The following is a 15,088-nucleotide window of genomic DNA, read 5'->3' as shown; positions in this document are numbered from 1 at the left end:
TCTCCACCTGCTGGCTTCTCCTGACCTCCGGATCGGATCGACATGGCTGTCCTCGACACGTTCTCCCTCGCCGGCCGCACGGCGCTCGTCACGGGCGCGAGCCGCGGGATCGGGCGCGGGCTCGCGCAGGCGCTGGGGGAGGCGGGGGCCCAGGTCGCGCTGACGGCGACGACGCTCGAGGCCGCGCAGGCTGCAGCAGACGAGCTGCGGGCGCTGGGGCTCGCGGCGCACGGCTACGAGCTCGACGTCACGGACCGCGAGCAGGTCGACGACGTCGTGGCGCAGGTCGGGCGCGAGGGCGGCGGCGTCGACGTGCTCGTCAACAACGCGGGGATCTCGATCGGGGGAGCGGCCCTCGAGATCGAGGACGACGTGTGGCACCGGACGCTCGCGACGAACCTCGACGGTGTCTGGTACTGCTCGCGGGCCGTGGCCCGGCAGATGGTCACGGACGGTCGGGGCGGGGCGATCGTCAACGTGGGGTCGATGTCCGCGCAGATCGTCAACCGCCCGCGGTGGCAGCCCGCGTACCTGGCGTCGAAGGCCGCGGTGCACCAGCTGACCAAGGGGCTCGCGGCGGAGTGGGCACCGCACGGGATCCGGGTCAACGCGATCGCGCCCGGGTACATCCTGACCGAGGCGTCACCCGTGGACCAGCCCGAGTACTACGACGACTGCGTGGCTCCCGCCGCGATGAAGCGGTGGGGTACCCCCGCCGAGCTGGGGCCGGTCGTGGTCATGCTCGCGAGCGAGGCGTCGAGCTTCATGACGGGGGCCGTCGTGACGGTCGACGGCGGGTACACGCTCTTCTGATCGGCGACGTGTCCGTCGCGGCCTCGCGGTCGCCCCCTCGGACTCCGCTCCTCTTCTGGGGTGAGAATCGCAAAACAAAAAGGGTGAACCTTCTACTTCTGCTTGACGGTTGTCAGAAGTCTCCCTAGGGTCGGGCGTGCACCGGGACCCCATCACCGTGGGGGTCGGACCGAGGCCAGGGCCCACGACGCCGTGGGCCGCGGGGTCGGTCACGCAGCTCGCGTGCAGTCATGCTCGTCCGTCCGACCTCGCGTGCCTGCCATCGCGCGAGGTCACCGGTGCGAGCGCGCAGGGATTCAACGACGAATACCTGACCGCCACCGGCCCCCACGACCGGTCCGGCGGGCAGAGGAGAGGGAGAACCATGACGCAGGACACCGCCGCCCCCGACGGACTGCTGAAGCGACAGATCTCGCGCCGGTCGATGCTGGCAGGAACGGTCGCGAGCCTCGTGGCGCCCACGGCGCTCGGCCTCGGCGCGGCTCCCGCCGCGGCGCACGGCAACGGGAACGGGAACCACGGCAAGCCCGACAAGGACAAGGGCAAGCCGGACAAGAACAAGGTCCGCCGCCTGACGATGTACGCCGAGGCGCTGCCCGGCGGCCTCGTCGGCTACGGCCTCGAGCCCGGCAAGGCCACGGTCCCCGGCCCGACCCTCGAGATGTGGGAGGGCGAGACCTTCGAGATCACCCTGGTCAACACCACGGACAAGCGGCTCTCGCTGCACGCGCACGGTGTGAGCTACAGCCACGACTCCGACGGGAGCCCGCTCAACGCGTCGTTCAACGAGCCCGGCCAGTCACGGACCTACGTGTGGCGCACCCACGCCGCCTACACGACCAAGGGCGGTCAGTGGATGCCCGGGAGCGCGGGCTACTGGCACTACCACGACCACGCGCTCGGGACCGATCACGGCACCGAGGGCGTCAAGGTCGGCATGTACGGCGCGCTGATCGTCCGGCGCAAGGGCGACGTCCTGCCCGACCGCACGTACACGGTCGCCTTCAACGGCATGTCGATCAACAACCAGGTCGCGCCGAACGTGCCGGTGTTCGAGGCGAACGAGGGCGAGCGGGTCGAGTTCGTGGCGATCGGCCACGGCAACGCGTTCCACACCTTCCACCTGCACGCGCACCGGTGGGCGAACAACCGCACGGGGTACCTCAGCGGCCCCAACGACCCGACCCAGGTCGTCGACACGCGCGACCTCAACCCGGGCGACTCGTTCGGGTTCCAGGTGATCGCGGGCGAGAAGGTCGGCCCCGGCGCGTGGATGGTCCACTGCCACGTGCAGTCCCACTCGGACATGGGCATGGGCGGGATCTTCCTGGTCGCGAACAAGGACGGCAGCGTGCCCGAGCACGCGCAGGCCGCGCTCCACCGCTACCAGGGGCACACGCACCCGTAGCCGGGCACGCCCTCGAAGCGACGGACCAGGACCGGTGGGGCCTCGAGGCCTCGCCGGTCCTGGCGTCGAAGAAGCCGCCGGCGAGTCGCCGGTCGCCGGTCGCCGGTCGCCGGTCGGCGGTCGCCGGTCGCCGGTCGCCGGTCGACGGTCGACGGTCGACGGTCGCCGGTCGACGGTCGCCCGGCGGGCAGCCAGCGGGTCCTCGCCCCGCGACACCTAGACTCGGTCCTCGTGCGCCAGGTTCTCAAGCAGTGGGTCGATCCGTTCATCGTGGCGCTCGTCGCGACCATGGTCCTGGGGCTCGTGGTCCCGGTCCCCGCAGAGGCCCAGCGCGTCGTCGACGCGGTCGCGGACGTCGCGGTCGCCGTCCTCTTCCTGGTCTACGGCATGCGCCTGTCGACCACCGAGGTGTGGGCGGGCCTCAAGAACGTCCGCCTCCAGGGCGGCATCCTCGCCTCGACGTACGTCGTCTTCCCGCTCGTCGGCCTCGCGGTCTCCTGGGCCGTGACCCCGCTCGTCGGCGCGCCGCTCGCGGCGGGCATCCTCTTCCTGTCGTTGCTGCCCTCGACCGTCCAGTCGTCCGTGGCGTTCACGTCGGTCGCGCGCGGGAACATCGCCGGGGCGATCTGCGGCGCCACGGTCTCGAACGTCGTGGGCATGGTCGTGACGCCGCTGCTGGTCCTGTGGTTCATGTCGTCGAGCGGCGCGACGGGTGGACTGAGCGGCCTGCGTGACGTCCTGGTGCACCTGCTCGCCCCGTTCGTCGTGGGCCAGCTCCTGCAGCCGTTCGTCGGCCGGTGGGTCCGGGCCCGGCGGTGGCTCACGCTGTCCGTGGACCGCGGCACGATCCTGATCGTGGTCTTCGGTGCGGTCGCCGCTGCGACGAGCGCGGGGGTGTGGGCCGGGATCTCGGCGTGGACGATCGTCGCGCTCGTCGGGATCAGCGCCCTGATCCTGGTGGTCATGCTCGCCGTCACGTGGTGGGGCGGGGCCGGGCTGCGGCTCGGTGTGGAGGACCGCATCGCGCTGCTCATGTGCGGGTCCAAGAAGAGCCTGGCCACGGGGCTGCCCATGGCCGCCGTGCTCTTCCCGGTCGCGGTCGCGGGCACCGTGGCGGTGCCCGTGATCGTCTTCCACCAGCTCCAGCTCATCGTGTGCGCGGTGCTCGCGCGGCGCCTCGCGCTGCGCGACGCGGCCTGAGGGCTGGGCCGGCCGGGCCGTGGGACGGCCCGCGGCGAGCGGGCCGTCCGGGCAGTCCCCGGTCGAGGGGGGCCGGACGCCGCGCCAGCCGTGGTGCGTCGGCTCTCATCCGCCCGACGGCGTCACGCGCCCCAGCCGGCGAAGCGCCCCACGGCGACGAATACGGCGAGCAGCAGCAGGAGGGCGTTGACCGGCACGGACTGCTTCTCGCCGAGGCGCACGTGCAGGGGGATCGCGCCGATCTGCGTGATCGCGAGGCCGGTCGCGGCGATCGGGGTCAGGATCGGGGCGATGCCCGTGACGAGCGGGAGGATCAGGCCGATCGCGCCGAGCAGCTCGAGCGCCCCGAGCACGCGCACGGCCGTGAGGCGCTCGGGCGTGACCCAGCGCATCTGCTCCATCAGCTTGCCGGCCGGGGTCGTGAGCTTCATGAAGCCTGCGCCGGCGAAGGCGACAGCGAGCAGTCCAGCGGCGATCCAGAGGGCGACGTTCATGTGATTCCTTCGAGGTCGGTGACGCGAGGCGCGCCACGGTGGAGAGGGCCACGAGTAACTGCCCGTCTGGTCAGTAACCTTTTGTGCCGGAGGACATCATGGGTAACCTGAAGGAGGTCTACAAAAGGCACACCGGTGTTCCCGGTGGGTCAGGAAACGGAGAGTCCATGACCACGACGGCCACGGGGACCCATCGAGAGCCGGTCCCCGACGCCCTGCACGTGCCAGTTCCCGACGCTCTGCACGTGCCAGTTCCCGACGGTGGCGGCTGCGGCGCCGACCACGCGACCAGCGAGGTCCGGCGCGTGCTCGACCGGGTCGGCGACAAGTGGAGCGTGCTCATCCTCGGCACGCTCTCGGGCGGCCCGTTGCGGTTCACCGAGCTCCTGCACGGGATCAGCGGCATCTCCCAGCGCATGCTCACGCTCAACCTGCGCCAGCTCGAGCGGGACGGGCTCGTGAGCAGGACCGTCCACGCCGTCGTCCCGCCGCGGGTCGACTACGAGCTCACCGACCTGGGGCGCACGCTGCTGCCGCCGGTGCTCGCGCTGGTCCAGTGGGCCATGGAGAACACCGACGAGATCCAGGGGCACCGCGAGGGCTTCGACGCGCAGGCCGCGGGCGGTCAGGCGTGACGTCGGTCGGGTGGACGAGCCGGGCGACGTGATCGCTCAGCGAGGCGACGTGCGGTACGCGTCGTCTCGACCCCGGGGCCGGTCGTCCCCGCGGCGGCTCCTCAGCCCGCCGCGACCTGGTCGCGGATCTGACGCTTGGCGCGCAGCAGGATGCCCGTCATGCCGTTGAGGCGCAGGGGGCTCACCGCGTTGGTCAGCCCGATCGTGAACGGGTAGTCGTCGGGCACCGCGAGGGCCTGCTCGGGCGTCAGCCCCTCGAGCCCCTGGGCCAGGATCGAGGCGAACCCGCGGGTCGTGGGTGCCTCGGCCGGGGCGGTCGCGTAGAGGTGGACGCCGTCGGCCTCGACCTCGGCGAACGCGCGCACGGGGGACTGGCACTCCTCGACGCGCTCGAGCAGCCCCGGGGCGTTCTGATAGCGCGCGGGCAGGTCCGGCAGCTCGCGCGAGAACTCGAGCAGGAGCTGGAGCCGGTCACGCTCGCCGAGCGCGAGGAAGTCGTCGCGGATCTCGGCGAGGACCGGGGGCAGCTCGGTCGTGGCGTCGTCAGTCATCCGTCGATCCTCCCACCCGAGGGCGCGGAGCGGCAGCCCGCGCCCGCCCTGCGGACGGGCTCGCCGTGAGGCTTCTGGAAGATCGCCCACGCTCGCCGCGCACCGCCCGACGGCCGTGGATACGTTGGGCCCGAGCGCGCCGACCCTCGGCGCCGAGGGACGGAGCGTCATGGGAAAGCTGTCGAACGATCTGCGCACGCTGAGCCAGGAGGCGTACCTCTATCTCTACCCGCTCGTGACCATGGACCTGACACGACGCCAGGGCACCAACGTGGAGGCGGGGGTCCGCCCGGGGTTCGGGCCGCCCAACACGTTCCACCACCTGCGCGCGTTCCCGCCCGCCGACTTCCGGGCGGTCGTCCGCCCCAACTTCGACACCCTCTACGCGAACCTGTGGCTCGACCTGACCGACGGCCCGGTGCTGCTGCACGTCCCGGACACCGACGACCGCTACTACATGCTGCCTCTCCTGGACATGTGGACCGACGTCTTCGCGACGATCGGCAAGCGCACCACCGGGACGGGGGCAGGCGACTACCTGGTCGTGGGGCCCGACTACGAGGGCGACCTCACCGAGTTCTACGACGACCTGCCCGAGGAGGTCGCGCTGATCGTCGCGCCGACCCCGCACGTGTGGGCCATCGGTCGCATCCAGACCAACGGCCCCGCGGACTACCCGGCCGTGCACGCGGTGCAGGACGGCATGAGCGTGCGCGCGCTGGGTGATCGCCCGCCGTTCGTGATCGACCCCACCGCGGACACGCGGACCGAGCCGCTGCGGCAGGTCGAGGCCCTCAGCGCGGTCGACTTCTTCACCTACGCGACCCGCCTGCTCGACACCAACCCGCCGCACTCCACGGACTTCTCGGTACTGGCTCGCATCGGTTCGCTGGGCATCGTCCCGGGCGACGAGTTCGACCCCGGCCAGTTCGACGAGGCCGAGATCGTCGAGATCGAGGCGGGCGCAGCGAGCGCGCGCGAGCTGCTGGCACAGTCCCAGCCGACGCTGGGGATCACAGCCAACGGGTGGTCGCTCTTCCGGGAGCCGATGGGCGTCTACGGCAACTACTACCTCCAGCGAGCCTTCGTCACCCTCGTGGGTCTGGGAGCGAACCCGGTCGAGGACGCGATCTACCCGATGCTCGTCACGGACGCGGACGGCGAGCCCGTGAACGGCGACCACGACTACGTGCTGCACTTCGAGGCCGACCAGCTCCCGCCCGCAGCGGCCTTCTGGTCGGTCACCATGTACGACGCCGAGGGCTTCCAGGTCGCCAACGCCCTGGACCGGTTCGCGATCGGGGACCGGGACGACCTGCGCTACGGCCCCGACGGGTCGCTCGACCTGTACCTCCAGCACGAGAGCCCCGGGGCGGACCGTGAGTCGAACTGGCTCCCGGCCCCGCGGGGACCCGTGGGCGTGACCATGCGGCTCTACGCGCCGCTGCCCGAGGCGCTCGACGGCCGCTGGGTCCCGCCGGTCGTGCGCAAGGCCTGAACGGAGGCGCCGGGCAGGCGAGCGGCCAGGTCGTGCCGTCTCCCCGGCATCCTGCCGTGAGATGCCCGACGGCGGTGGGCCGGGTGCGCGACCCGGCCCACCGCCGTCGGGCATCAGGAGGGTGCCCCGCGCGGGGCGTCACCTCAGAGGCGCGCGGGGACCTCGCCCGGCTCGGCGCCCTTGACGATCGGGACGCGGACCGCGTTGCCCCACTCGGTCCACGAGCCGTCGTAGTTGCGGACCTTGTCGAAGCCCAGCAGGTACGTCAGCGCGAACCACGTGTGGCTCGAGCGCTCGCCGATGCGGCAGTACGTGATGACGTCGTCGTCGGTCGACAGTCCCAGGCCGCCGTCCTGGTAGATCGCCTCGAGCTCCTCGCGCGACTTGTACGTGCCGTCCTCGGCGACCGCGGTCGCCCACGGGACGTTGCGCGCCGTGGGGATGTGACCGCCGCGCAGCACGCCCTCCTCGGGGTAGTCCGGGATGTGCAGGCGCTCGCCCGTGAACTCCTGGGGCGAACGGATGTCGACGAGCGGGCCGTTGCCCAGGTGAGCGAGCACGTCCTCCTTGAAGGCGCGGATCGTCTCGTCGTCGCGCTCGACCACGGGGTACTCGACGGGCTCGGGCGTGGGGACGTCGGTCGTGGTCTCGCGGCCCTCGGCGATCCACTTGCCGCGCCCGCCGTCGAGGAGACGGACGTCCTCGTGGCCGAACAGCGTGAAGACCCACGCCGAGTACGCAGCCCACCAGTTGTTCTTGTCGCCGTACAGGACGACCGTGGTGTCGCGCGAGATGCCCTTGGAGCCCAGGAGCTGGGCGAAGCCCTTGCCGTCGAGGTAGTCGCGCAGGTCGGGGTCGTTGAGGTCGGTGTGCCAGTCGACCTTGACCGCGCCCGGGATGTGCCCGGTCTCGTAGAGCAGCACGTCCTCGTCGGACTCGACGACGACCACGTTCTCGTCGTGCAGGTGCTCGGCGAGCCAGTCCGTGGAGACGAGGCGGTCGGGGTGGGCGTAGGCGGCGATCTTCTCGGTCGTGTCGAGGGGAGCGGACATGGTGTCCTCCTGAGGGCTCATGGGCTGGCAGAGGCGGGTGGCGGAGATGCACGCAGGACGGCGCAGGCGGGGTCGAGCGGAGCGTGCCGGCGCGGTGGGTACCGCTCGGGCACGTTCGTCACTCTAGGAACGCTGTCCACGGACCGGAAGGCCCGTCGCACATGCTGAGACAGTGTTACCCGGGGGAGAGCAGCGCCGCGGGCGGCCGGGAGGGCGGCCCGTCAGTCCCGCGCGATGGGAGCGGTCACCGCGCCCGTGAGCGAGACCAGGTCGGAGGGTGCCAGGCCGACGTCGAGCCCCCGGCGCCCGCCCGAGACGTAGACCGCGTCGAACGCGAGCGCCGACTCGTCGATCACGGTCCGCAGCCGCTGGCGCTGGCCGAGCGGCGAGATGCCGCCCACGACGTACCCGGTCGCGCGCTCGGCCGCGGCCTGCTCGGCCATCGCGGCCTTCTTGCCGCCGGCCGCGTGCGCGAGCGCCTTGAGGTCGAGCTTGCGGTCGACGGGCACGACGCCCACGACGAGCGTCCCGTCGACCGAGGTGACCAGGGTCTTGAACACCTGCTCGGCCGGGATGCCGATCGCCGCGGCGGCCTCGAGCCCGTAGCTCAGGTCGGAGGACGGGTCGTGCTCGTAGGGGTGCACGGTGTGCGGGACGCCGGCCTTCTCGAGCGCGACGAGCGCGGGCGTGCCGGCGTGGGACGACTTCTGCTTCTTGGCCACAGGGAGATTGTGCCCCTAGGTGCGCGTCTCCGGCCGCGGCGAAGGAGCGGAGGCGGGCTCCGGCCGCGTCGCCGAGTCCTCCACGAAGCGCGGGCGGCACGCGAACCAGCCGGCGATCACTCCGGGGACGGCGGTCGCGGCGAGCGCGAGGAGCGGGACCGACCACGAACCGGTCGCCTCGCGGAGGAGACCCAGGCCGAGCGGGCCGAAGCAGGCCAGGCCGTAGCCGATTCCTTGGACGAAGCCGGACACCGCCGAGGCGGACTCCGGGGTCCTGGTCCGACGGTTGATCAGCGTCATGCAGAGCGGGAACGTGCTCACCCCGATGCCCAGCGCGCACACCCAGAGCAGCGTGCCGTCGAGCGGGGACAGGATCAGGCCCAGGTATCCGACGGTCAGGACGACCGAGCACGCGACGACCACGACGAAGGGGTTCGCCATGCGCGTGGCGACGTGCGGGACCACCAGGGCGGCGGCCACGCCCCAGGCCGAGTACAGGGCGATCATGGAGCCGCCCAGGGCCGGGCTCCCGCCCGCGTCGGTGAGCACGGCCGGCACCCAGGTGATGATGCCGTAGTTGGACAGTGCCATCATCGCGAACAGGACGACCAGGCCCCAGGCGGTCGACGACCGGCTGATCCTCGGCCTCGCGCCGGTCGTCGCCGGAGCCTGGGGGCGGTGGTGGTCGGCGGGCAGCCTGGATGCCAGGACGAGCCAGACCACTGCGGCGAGCGCGGCCGGGACCGCCCAGACTCCTACCGAGAGCCGCCAGCTCGTCGCCTCCGCCACCGGCACGGCCAGCAGCGGGGCGACGAACTGGCCCGTCTGCATCAGGAGCAGGTAGAGCGAGGTCCACAGGGCGATCCGGTCGGGGAACCAGGCCTTCACCAGGGGGACGATCACCACGTTCGCGGCGCCGATCCCGGCCAGGGCCAGCACGGTCGACAGCACGAGCGCGAGGGGCGTCGGCGAGTAGGCGCGCACCAGGAGCGAGAGCGCCGTCAGGCCCAGCGCCACCGTGGCCGTGCGCTCGAGCCCGAACCTCCTCGTCACCACCGGGGCGAGGAAGCCGAAGACGGCGAACGACGCCGCGGGCACGGTCCCGAGCAGACCCGCCAGGGCCACGCCGAACCCGAGGTCCGCTCCGATGATCTCGAGGAGCGGGGTGAATCCGGTCACGGCCGTCCGGAGGTTGACCGCCGTCAGCGCGACGGCAAGGCCGGCCCACACGGTCAGGCGTCCGCGGCGGACCGGGATGCGCGCTGGAGAGAGTGTCGTCACGCTAAACTCCACGATGAGATCGGTGAATGATGGGATCATGGGATGAATTCTGGTGAGTCTGACACACGGCGGCCCGTGCGTCGAGCAGGCCTGATCGACCAGGCCGTCGAGCGCTTCCGCGAAGAGGTGGTCTCCGGCCGCTGGCCGGTCGGCGAGCGGATCCCGACCGAAGCCGATCTGGTGTCGGAGTTCGGGGTCGGGCGAAACACGGTCCGCGAGGCGATCCAGTCGCTGGTGCACGGAGGACTGCTGCGCCGTGAGCAGGGCCGGGGCACCTTCGTCATCTCCAGCTCCGAGCTGACGGGCACGCTCGAACGGCAGCTCGCCGGGGGATCCCGTCGTCACTACCTGGAGCTGCGCCGTGCCCTGGACAGCACCGCGGCCTCGCTCGCCGCATCGAGTCGCTCGGAGGCCGACGTCGATCTGCTGCGCGAGCTGCGCGACCGACGGGAAGAGGTCTGGTCGGCCGGTGATCGCGACCTTCGAGCCGGCGCTGACCTCGCCCTGCACCGCGCGATCGTGGCGGCGACGCACAACCCGCTCTACCTGCAGCTCTACTCCAGCATGCTCGACGTCTTCGCGGTCCACATGCGCGACGAGGAGCGCGAGGGCGACGACGAGGAGGCGGCCCACCGCCACCACCACGAGCTGGTCGAGGCGATCGCCGACGGTGACCCCGACCGTGCGGCGGCGATGGTCGCCGCCATCTTCGGGCCGTTCATGCGCTGAACTGCGACGCCGGCTCCCGCTAGACGTTCACGTCGACGAGCGACCCGATCCCGTACGTCACGGCCATGGCGATCGCCCCGCCGAGGACCGTGCGGATCGTCGCGCGCCGGGTCGGGGACCGTCCCAGCCTGGCGCTGCCCCAGCCCGTGAGGACCAGGGCCAGGACGACCGCGACGAACGTCACGGGGATCCGGGCCGCGGTGGGGGCCAGGAGGATGGCGGCCAGGGGGAGCAGCCCGCCCACGGTGAACGAGACGATCGAGGCGAGCGCGGCCTCCCAGGGGGACGTGAGGTCGTCGGGGTCGATGTTGAGCTCGGCGTCCGCGTGAGCCGCGAGGGGGTCGTGAGCCGTGAGCTGGACGGCGACCTCGTGCGCGAGCTCGGGCGTCAGTCCTTTGGCCCGGTAGATCCCGGCGAGCTCCGCGAGCTCCTCGTCAGGCATGGTTGCGAGCTCCTGGCGCTCCTTGGCGAGCATGGCCTCCTCGGTGTCGCGCTGTGTGCTCACCGAGACGTACTCGCCCGCGGCCATCGACAGGGCTCCGGCGAGCAGGGCCGCGGCGCCCGCGGTCGCGATGACGGGGATCGACGTGCTGGTGGCGGCGACGCCCACGACCACGCCCGCGGTCGACACGATCCCGTCGTTCGCGCCGAGCACCCCGGCCCGCAGGCGATTGAGCCGTGCGCCCGTCCCCTCGCTCCGGTGCTGCTCTCCCTCGTGCGGTGTCGTCTCCTGGTCCCGTGCGCTCATGAGGCCACGGTAGGGCGGGGGAGCGAGCCTGTCGTGGCGGGTCGCGACGTGCTCGCGTCCGTCTTGCGTCCCGGGCAGCCGGGCGTGTGACCTCCACCTCAGGCCTGCGAGGACCTTCGTCCCTGGCCGATCGGTGCTCGTCCTGAGAGGCTCGAGGTGGCAGAGGTGACCGCCGGCAGGGGATGCGTCAGGGGCGCATCGGAAGCAGGGAGAACGCACATGAGCATCGACGACCCCCGAATCGAACGGATCCTCGCGGCCGCGTCCCGGGCCCCCAGCGTGCACAACACCCAGCCGTGGTCCGTCCACGTGCACGGCACGACGCTCGATGTACGCGCCGACGACTCGCGCCGGCTGACGCACGCCGACCCCGCGGGCCGCGAGATGTTCATCAGCTGCGGAGCGTTCCTCGCGAACCTGCGCGTCGCGGCACGCCGCGAGTCCTTCCGTCCGGTGCTGACGCTGCTGCCCGACGACGCCGACCCCGCCCTGGTCGCCCGCGTCGACCTGGTCCCGGGTGTCCTGCCCGACGCCGACGAGCTGGACCTCGCGGTCGCGATCGAGCGCCGCGCGACGTCCCGTGTGCCGTTCGAGGACCAGCCGCTCGACGCCGACGTGGTCGACGACCTCGACAAGGCTGCGACGTCCGAGGGGGCGCGGTTCGTGACGCTCGCCGCCCAGGCCTCCGAGCGGACGGTCCTGCTGGACCTCGTGCGCGAGGCCGAGGAGGCCGCCGGCAAGGATCACACGGGCCGGGTCGAGCAGGCGCGCTGGGTCACGAGCGACCCCGACCGGCCCGACGGGATCCCGGTCGCGGCGCTCGGTCCCGCGAGCGACGACGCGCTGGCCCCCGTGCGGCACTTCGGCGGCGACTCCACGAGCGACCGGGCCGCGTTCGAGCACCGTTCGACGCTCGCGGTCCTCACGACCCCGGGCGACTCCGTGCGCGACTGGCTCGTTGCCGGCCAGGCGCTCGAGCGTGTCCTGCTGACCGCGACGACCTACTTCGTGCACGCCTCGTTCGCGACGACCGTCCTCGAGAACCCGACCACGCGGGCCGCGCTCGCAGCGGCGCTCGACGCCGGGGCGCCGCAGATGGTGCTGCGACTGGGGTACAGCGCGACGTCTCCGCGGACGCCCCGCCGCCCGGCCGACGACGTGCTCCGGTAGGTCGCGTCAGATCGTCCCGACCGCCACGACGCGCAGCACCACGGCGCCGGCCTCGTCGCTCGCCGCGAGGTCGACGACAGCGCTGATCGCCCAGTCGTGGTCGCCCGCCGGGTCGTCGAGCACCTGGCGGACGAACCACGTGCCGGGCTCGACGCGCTCGCCGTCGGGCCGCACGCCGTTCTCGACGATCTGCACGAGGGCCGACGACCGTGCTGCGGCGTCCACGCCGATCGCGTCGTTGCCGTGCAGGTCGAACATCGGGTCGAGGGCGTCGGCCCACGCGTCGCCGTCCCAACCGCTCGCCTTGTCGAGGGCCTCGAGCGCGTCGTAGTTCTCCCGCGCCGCGAGCTCGACCCGGCGGAACAGGGCGTTGCGGACCAGGACGCGGAACGAGCGAGGGTTGCCCGTGACGGGACGGGCCGGGGCCTCGGCGCCCGTTCCGGACAGCGGGCCGTCGCCGACCTCGTCGTCCGCGTCATCGTCGACCGGGTTGGCCAGGCGCTCCCACTCGTCGAGCAGCGACGAGTCGGTGCCACGTACCAGCTCGCCCAGCCACTCCGTGATGTCCTGGACCTCCTCGGTGCGGTGTTCCTCGGAGATCGTCTGGCGCATCGAGCGGTACGCGTCGGCGAGGTAGCGCAGCACGACGCCCTCGGTGCGGTCCAGGCCGTACACGGACACGAACTCTCCGAAGGTCATGGCCCGCTCGACCATGTCGCGCACGACCGACTTGGGTGAGAGCTCGGCGTCGGAGACCCACGGGTTCGAGTGCTTGTACGTGACGAACGCAGGCTCGAGCAGGTCCGCGAGGGGCTTGGGCCACGTGATGGTCTCGAGCAGCGCCATGCGCTCCTCGTACTCGTACCCCTCGGCCTTCATGGCCGCGACGGCCTCGCCGCGGGCGCGGTGCTGCTGCGCGACGAGCACCTGGCGCGGGTCGGACAGCGTGGCCTCCAGGACCGAGACGACGTCGAGCGCGTGCGTGGGGGACTCGACGTCGAGCAGGTCGAGCGCCGCGAGCGCGAACGGCGACAAGGGCTGGTTGAGCGCGAACTCGCGCGGCAGGTCGACCGTGAGGCGCACCGTGGGGCGCTGCCCGCTCGGGTAGGTCGGGTCCGGCACGCGCACGCGCTCGACGATGCCCGCGACGCGCAGCGACCGGTAGATGCGGAACACCTGGCGCACGTGGCGCTCGCGCTGGGCCTCGGTGTCGTGGTTGGCCGTGAGCAGGTGCTTCATGGCCTGCACCGGATCGACCCCCTTGTCCCCCCGCGCGAGCACGTTGAGCACCATGGCGTGGTTGACCGTGAAGTGGCTGGTCAGGGCCTCGGGGTCGGCGTCGCGCAGGCGCTCGAACGTCGCGTCGGTCCAGTTGACCGCTCCCGCCGGCGCCTTCTTGCGCACGATCTTCTTGAGCTTCTTGGGGTCGTCGCCGGCCTTGGCCAGCAGCTTGCGGTTCTCGATCACGTGCTCGGGGGCCATGACGAGGACCTCGCCGAGCGTGTCGTAGCCCGCCCGGCCCGCGCGGCCCGCGATCTGGTGGAACTCGCGCGCCGTGAGGTGGCGCATGCGCTCGCCGTCGAACTTCACGAGGCTCGTCATGAGGACCGTGCGGATGGGGACGTTGATGCCGACGCCCAGGGTGTCGGTGCCGCACACGACCTTGAGCAGCCCGGCCTGGGTCAGGCGCTCGACCACGCGACGGTACTTGGGCAGCATGCCCGCGTGGTGCACGCCCACGCCGTGGCGCAGGAACTTGCTGAGCGTCTTGCCGAACCCCGAGGTGAAGCGGAAGTCGCCCAGCTCGGCCGCGATCGCGTCCTTCTCGGAGCGGCTCGCGACGTTGATGCTCAGCAGGGCCTGGGCGCGGTCGACCGCGTCCTTCTGCGTGAAGTGCACGACGTAGACCGGCGCGCGGTGCGTCGTGACGAGCTCTTCGAGGACCTCGTTGAGCGGCTCGACGACGTAGCTGAACGTCAGCGGCACGGGACGCTCGGCGCTCGTGACCTCGGCGACGGGGCGGCCCGTGCGGGTCTCGAGGTCCTCGGTGAACGTCGAGGTGTCGCCCAGGGTCGCGGACATGAGGACGAACTGCGCCTGGGGCAGCTCGAGGAGGGGGACCTGCCAGGCCCAGCCGCGCTGGGGGTCCGCGTAGTAGTGGAACTCGTCCATGACGACCTGCGCGACGTCCGCGTCGGCGCCGTCGCGCAGCGCGATGTTCGCGAGGATCTCCGCGGTGCAGCAGATGATCGGCGCGGTCGGGTTGACCGACGAGTCGCCCGTCATCATGCCGACGTTCGCGGAGCCGAACACCGCGACGAGCGCGAAGAACTTCTCGCTCACGAGCGCCTTGAGCGGAGCCGTGTAGTAGCTGCGGCCGGGGACTCCCGCGCGGTGCGCGGCGAGGGCCGCGTAGTGCGCGCCGACCGCGACGAGCGACTTCCCCGAGCCCGTGGGCGTGGCCAGGATGACGTGCGCGCCCGAGAAGATCTCGATGACGGCCTCGTCCTGGTGGGCGTAGAGGTCGATCCCCGTCTCGGTGGCCCACTCGGTGAACCCTTCGTAGAGGGCGTCAGGGTCCGGGGTGCCCGAGCCGTCCGGTGCCGGCAGGTGACGAACCAGGCCGGGCTCGGGACGGGTGGTGGGGGTCGTGGTGCTCATCGTGGCCATTGTCGCAGAGCGGGCGCCGGGCGGTGGGCCGCGCTGCGCCTGCCCGCGGGCGCCGTCCTCGGTGCGTCGCAGGGCTGTCGTGCGACCTGGCGGCAACCTTATGGCTCCTGTGGACAG

The 15,088-nt window shown here is 72.0% G+C and carries 14 protein-coding genes; 7 read left to right on the top strand and 7 right to left on the bottom strand.

Features of this window, described 5'->3' with window-relative positions:
• The first annotated feature begins 42 nt into the window (after positions 1-42).
• From ASE15_RS07335 to ASE15_RS07325, 3 genes are all read left to right on the top strand, one after another.
• On the top strand, positions 43-813 hold the full coding sequence (locus ASE15_RS07335; protein ID WP_056647836.1) for an SDR family NAD(P)-dependent oxidoreductase: 771 nt from the start codon (positions 43-45) through the stop codon (positions 811-813).
• Positions 814-1,177: 364 nt separating this feature from the next.
• A complete protein-coding gene (locus ASE15_RS07330; RefSeq protein ID WP_056762470.1) occupies positions 1,178-2,221 on the top strand; it encodes a multicopper oxidase domain-containing protein in 1,044 nt (347 codons plus the stop codon).
• 231 nt (positions 2,222-2,452) lie between these two features.
• The gene (locus tag ASE15_RS07325; protein WP_082608641.1) at positions 2,453-3,421 is read left to right on the top strand and encodes a bile acid:sodium symporter family protein; all 969 of its coding nucleotides are present in this window, start codon (positions 2,453-2,455) and stop codon (positions 3,419-3,421) included.
• 122 nt (positions 3,422-3,543) lie between these two features.
• Here ASE15_RS07325 and ASE15_RS07320 read toward each other — a convergent pair whose 3' ends face one another.
• Positions 3,544-3,915, bottom strand: coding sequence for a DoxX family protein (locus tag ASE15_RS07320; RefSeq protein WP_056762467.1), 372 nt, complete (start codon positions 3,913-3,915; stop codon positions 3,544-3,546).
• A 167-nt stretch (positions 3,916-4,082) separates the two neighbouring features.
• On the opposite strand from ASE15_RS07320, the gene ASE15_RS07315 reads away from it, so the two are divergent.
• The gene (locus tag ASE15_RS07315) at positions 4,083-4,550 is read left to right on the top strand and encodes a helix-turn-helix domain-containing protein (protein WP_082618270.1); all 468 of its coding nucleotides are present in this window, start codon (positions 4,083-4,085) and stop codon (positions 4,548-4,550) included.
• A gap of 101 nt (positions 4,551-4,651) precedes the next feature.
• On the opposite strand, the gene ASE15_RS07310 is transcribed toward ASE15_RS07315, so the two are convergent.
• Positions 4,652-5,101, bottom strand: coding sequence for a SufE family protein (locus ASE15_RS07310; RefSeq protein ID WP_056647981.1), 450 nt, complete (start codon positions 5,099-5,101; stop codon positions 4,652-4,654).
• 169 nt (positions 5,102-5,270) lie between these two features.
• Between ASE15_RS07310 and ASE15_RS07305 the strand changes: the two genes are divergently transcribed.
• Positions 5,271-6,599 (top strand): DUF1254 domain-containing protein, encoded by a 1,329-nt coding sequence (locus ASE15_RS07305; RefSeq protein ID WP_056647984.1) that lies wholly within the window; start codon positions 5,271-5,273, stop codon positions 6,597-6,599.
• Between the two features lie 143 nt (positions 6,600-6,742).
• Here the strand turns inward: ASE15_RS07305 and ASE15_RS07300 are convergent, their stop codons facing one another.
• From ASE15_RS07300 to ASE15_RS07290, 3 genes are all read right to left on the bottom strand, one after another.
• The gene (locus tag ASE15_RS07300) at positions 6,743-7,651 is read right to left on the bottom strand and encodes a sulfurtransferase (RefSeq protein ID WP_056647844.1); all 909 of its coding nucleotides are present in this window, start codon (positions 7,649-7,651) and stop codon (positions 6,743-6,745) included.
• A 221-nt stretch (positions 7,652-7,872) separates the two neighbouring features.
• Positions 7,873-8,373 carry a Cys-tRNA(Pro) deacylase gene (ybaK, locus tag ASE15_RS07295; protein ID WP_056647847.1) on the bottom strand — a complete coding sequence of 167 codons (501 nt, stop codon included), beginning with the start codon at positions 8,371-8,373 and terminating at the stop codon, positions 7,873-7,875.
• 15 nt (positions 8,374-8,388) lie between these two features.
• Complete coding sequence (locus tag ASE15_RS07290) at positions 8,389-9,654, bottom strand: CynX/NimT family MFS transporter (RefSeq protein ID WP_056647849.1); 1,266 nt, start codon at positions 9,652-9,654, stop codon at positions 8,389-8,391.
• A gap of 75 nt (positions 9,655-9,729) precedes the next feature.
• Here ASE15_RS07290 and ASE15_RS07285 point away from each other — a divergent pair, with 75 nt between their 5' ends.
• Entirely contained in the window at positions 9,730-10,383 is a 654-nt protein-coding gene (locus tag ASE15_RS07285) for a FadR/GntR family transcriptional regulator (RefSeq protein ID WP_200960521.1), read from the top strand.
• 19 nt (positions 10,384-10,402) lie between these two features.
• On the opposite strand, the gene ASE15_RS07280 is transcribed toward ASE15_RS07285, so the two are convergent.
• Positions 10,403-11,131, bottom strand: coding sequence for a VIT family protein (locus tag ASE15_RS07280; protein ID WP_056762462.1), 729 nt, complete (start codon positions 11,129-11,131; stop codon positions 10,403-10,405).
• Positions 11,132-11,350: 219 nt separating this feature from the next.
• On the opposite strand from ASE15_RS07280, the gene ASE15_RS07275 reads away from it, so the two are divergent.
• On the top strand, positions 11,351-12,301 hold the full coding sequence (locus ASE15_RS07275; RefSeq protein WP_056762459.1) for a nitroreductase family protein: 951 nt from the start codon (positions 11,351-11,353) through the stop codon (positions 12,299-12,301).
• 6 nt (positions 12,302-12,307) lie between these two features.
• Here the strand turns inward: ASE15_RS07275 and ASE15_RS07270 are convergent, their stop codons facing one another.
• Positions 12,308-14,962 (bottom strand): RNA helicase, encoded by a 2,655-nt coding sequence (locus ASE15_RS07270; RefSeq protein WP_082618314.1) that lies wholly within the window; start codon positions 14,960-14,962, stop codon positions 12,308-12,310.
• Between the last annotated feature and the right edge of the window lie 126 nt (positions 14,963-15,088).

The organism is Oerskovia sp. Root22 (assembly GCF_001429135.1).
GTDB lineage: Bacteria > Actinomycetota > Actinomycetes > Actinomycetales > Cellulomonadaceae > Oerskovia > Oerskovia enterophila.
The sequence above is the reverse complement of the archived record's forward strand: the minus strand, read 5'-3'. Positions and strand labels throughout refer to the sequence as shown.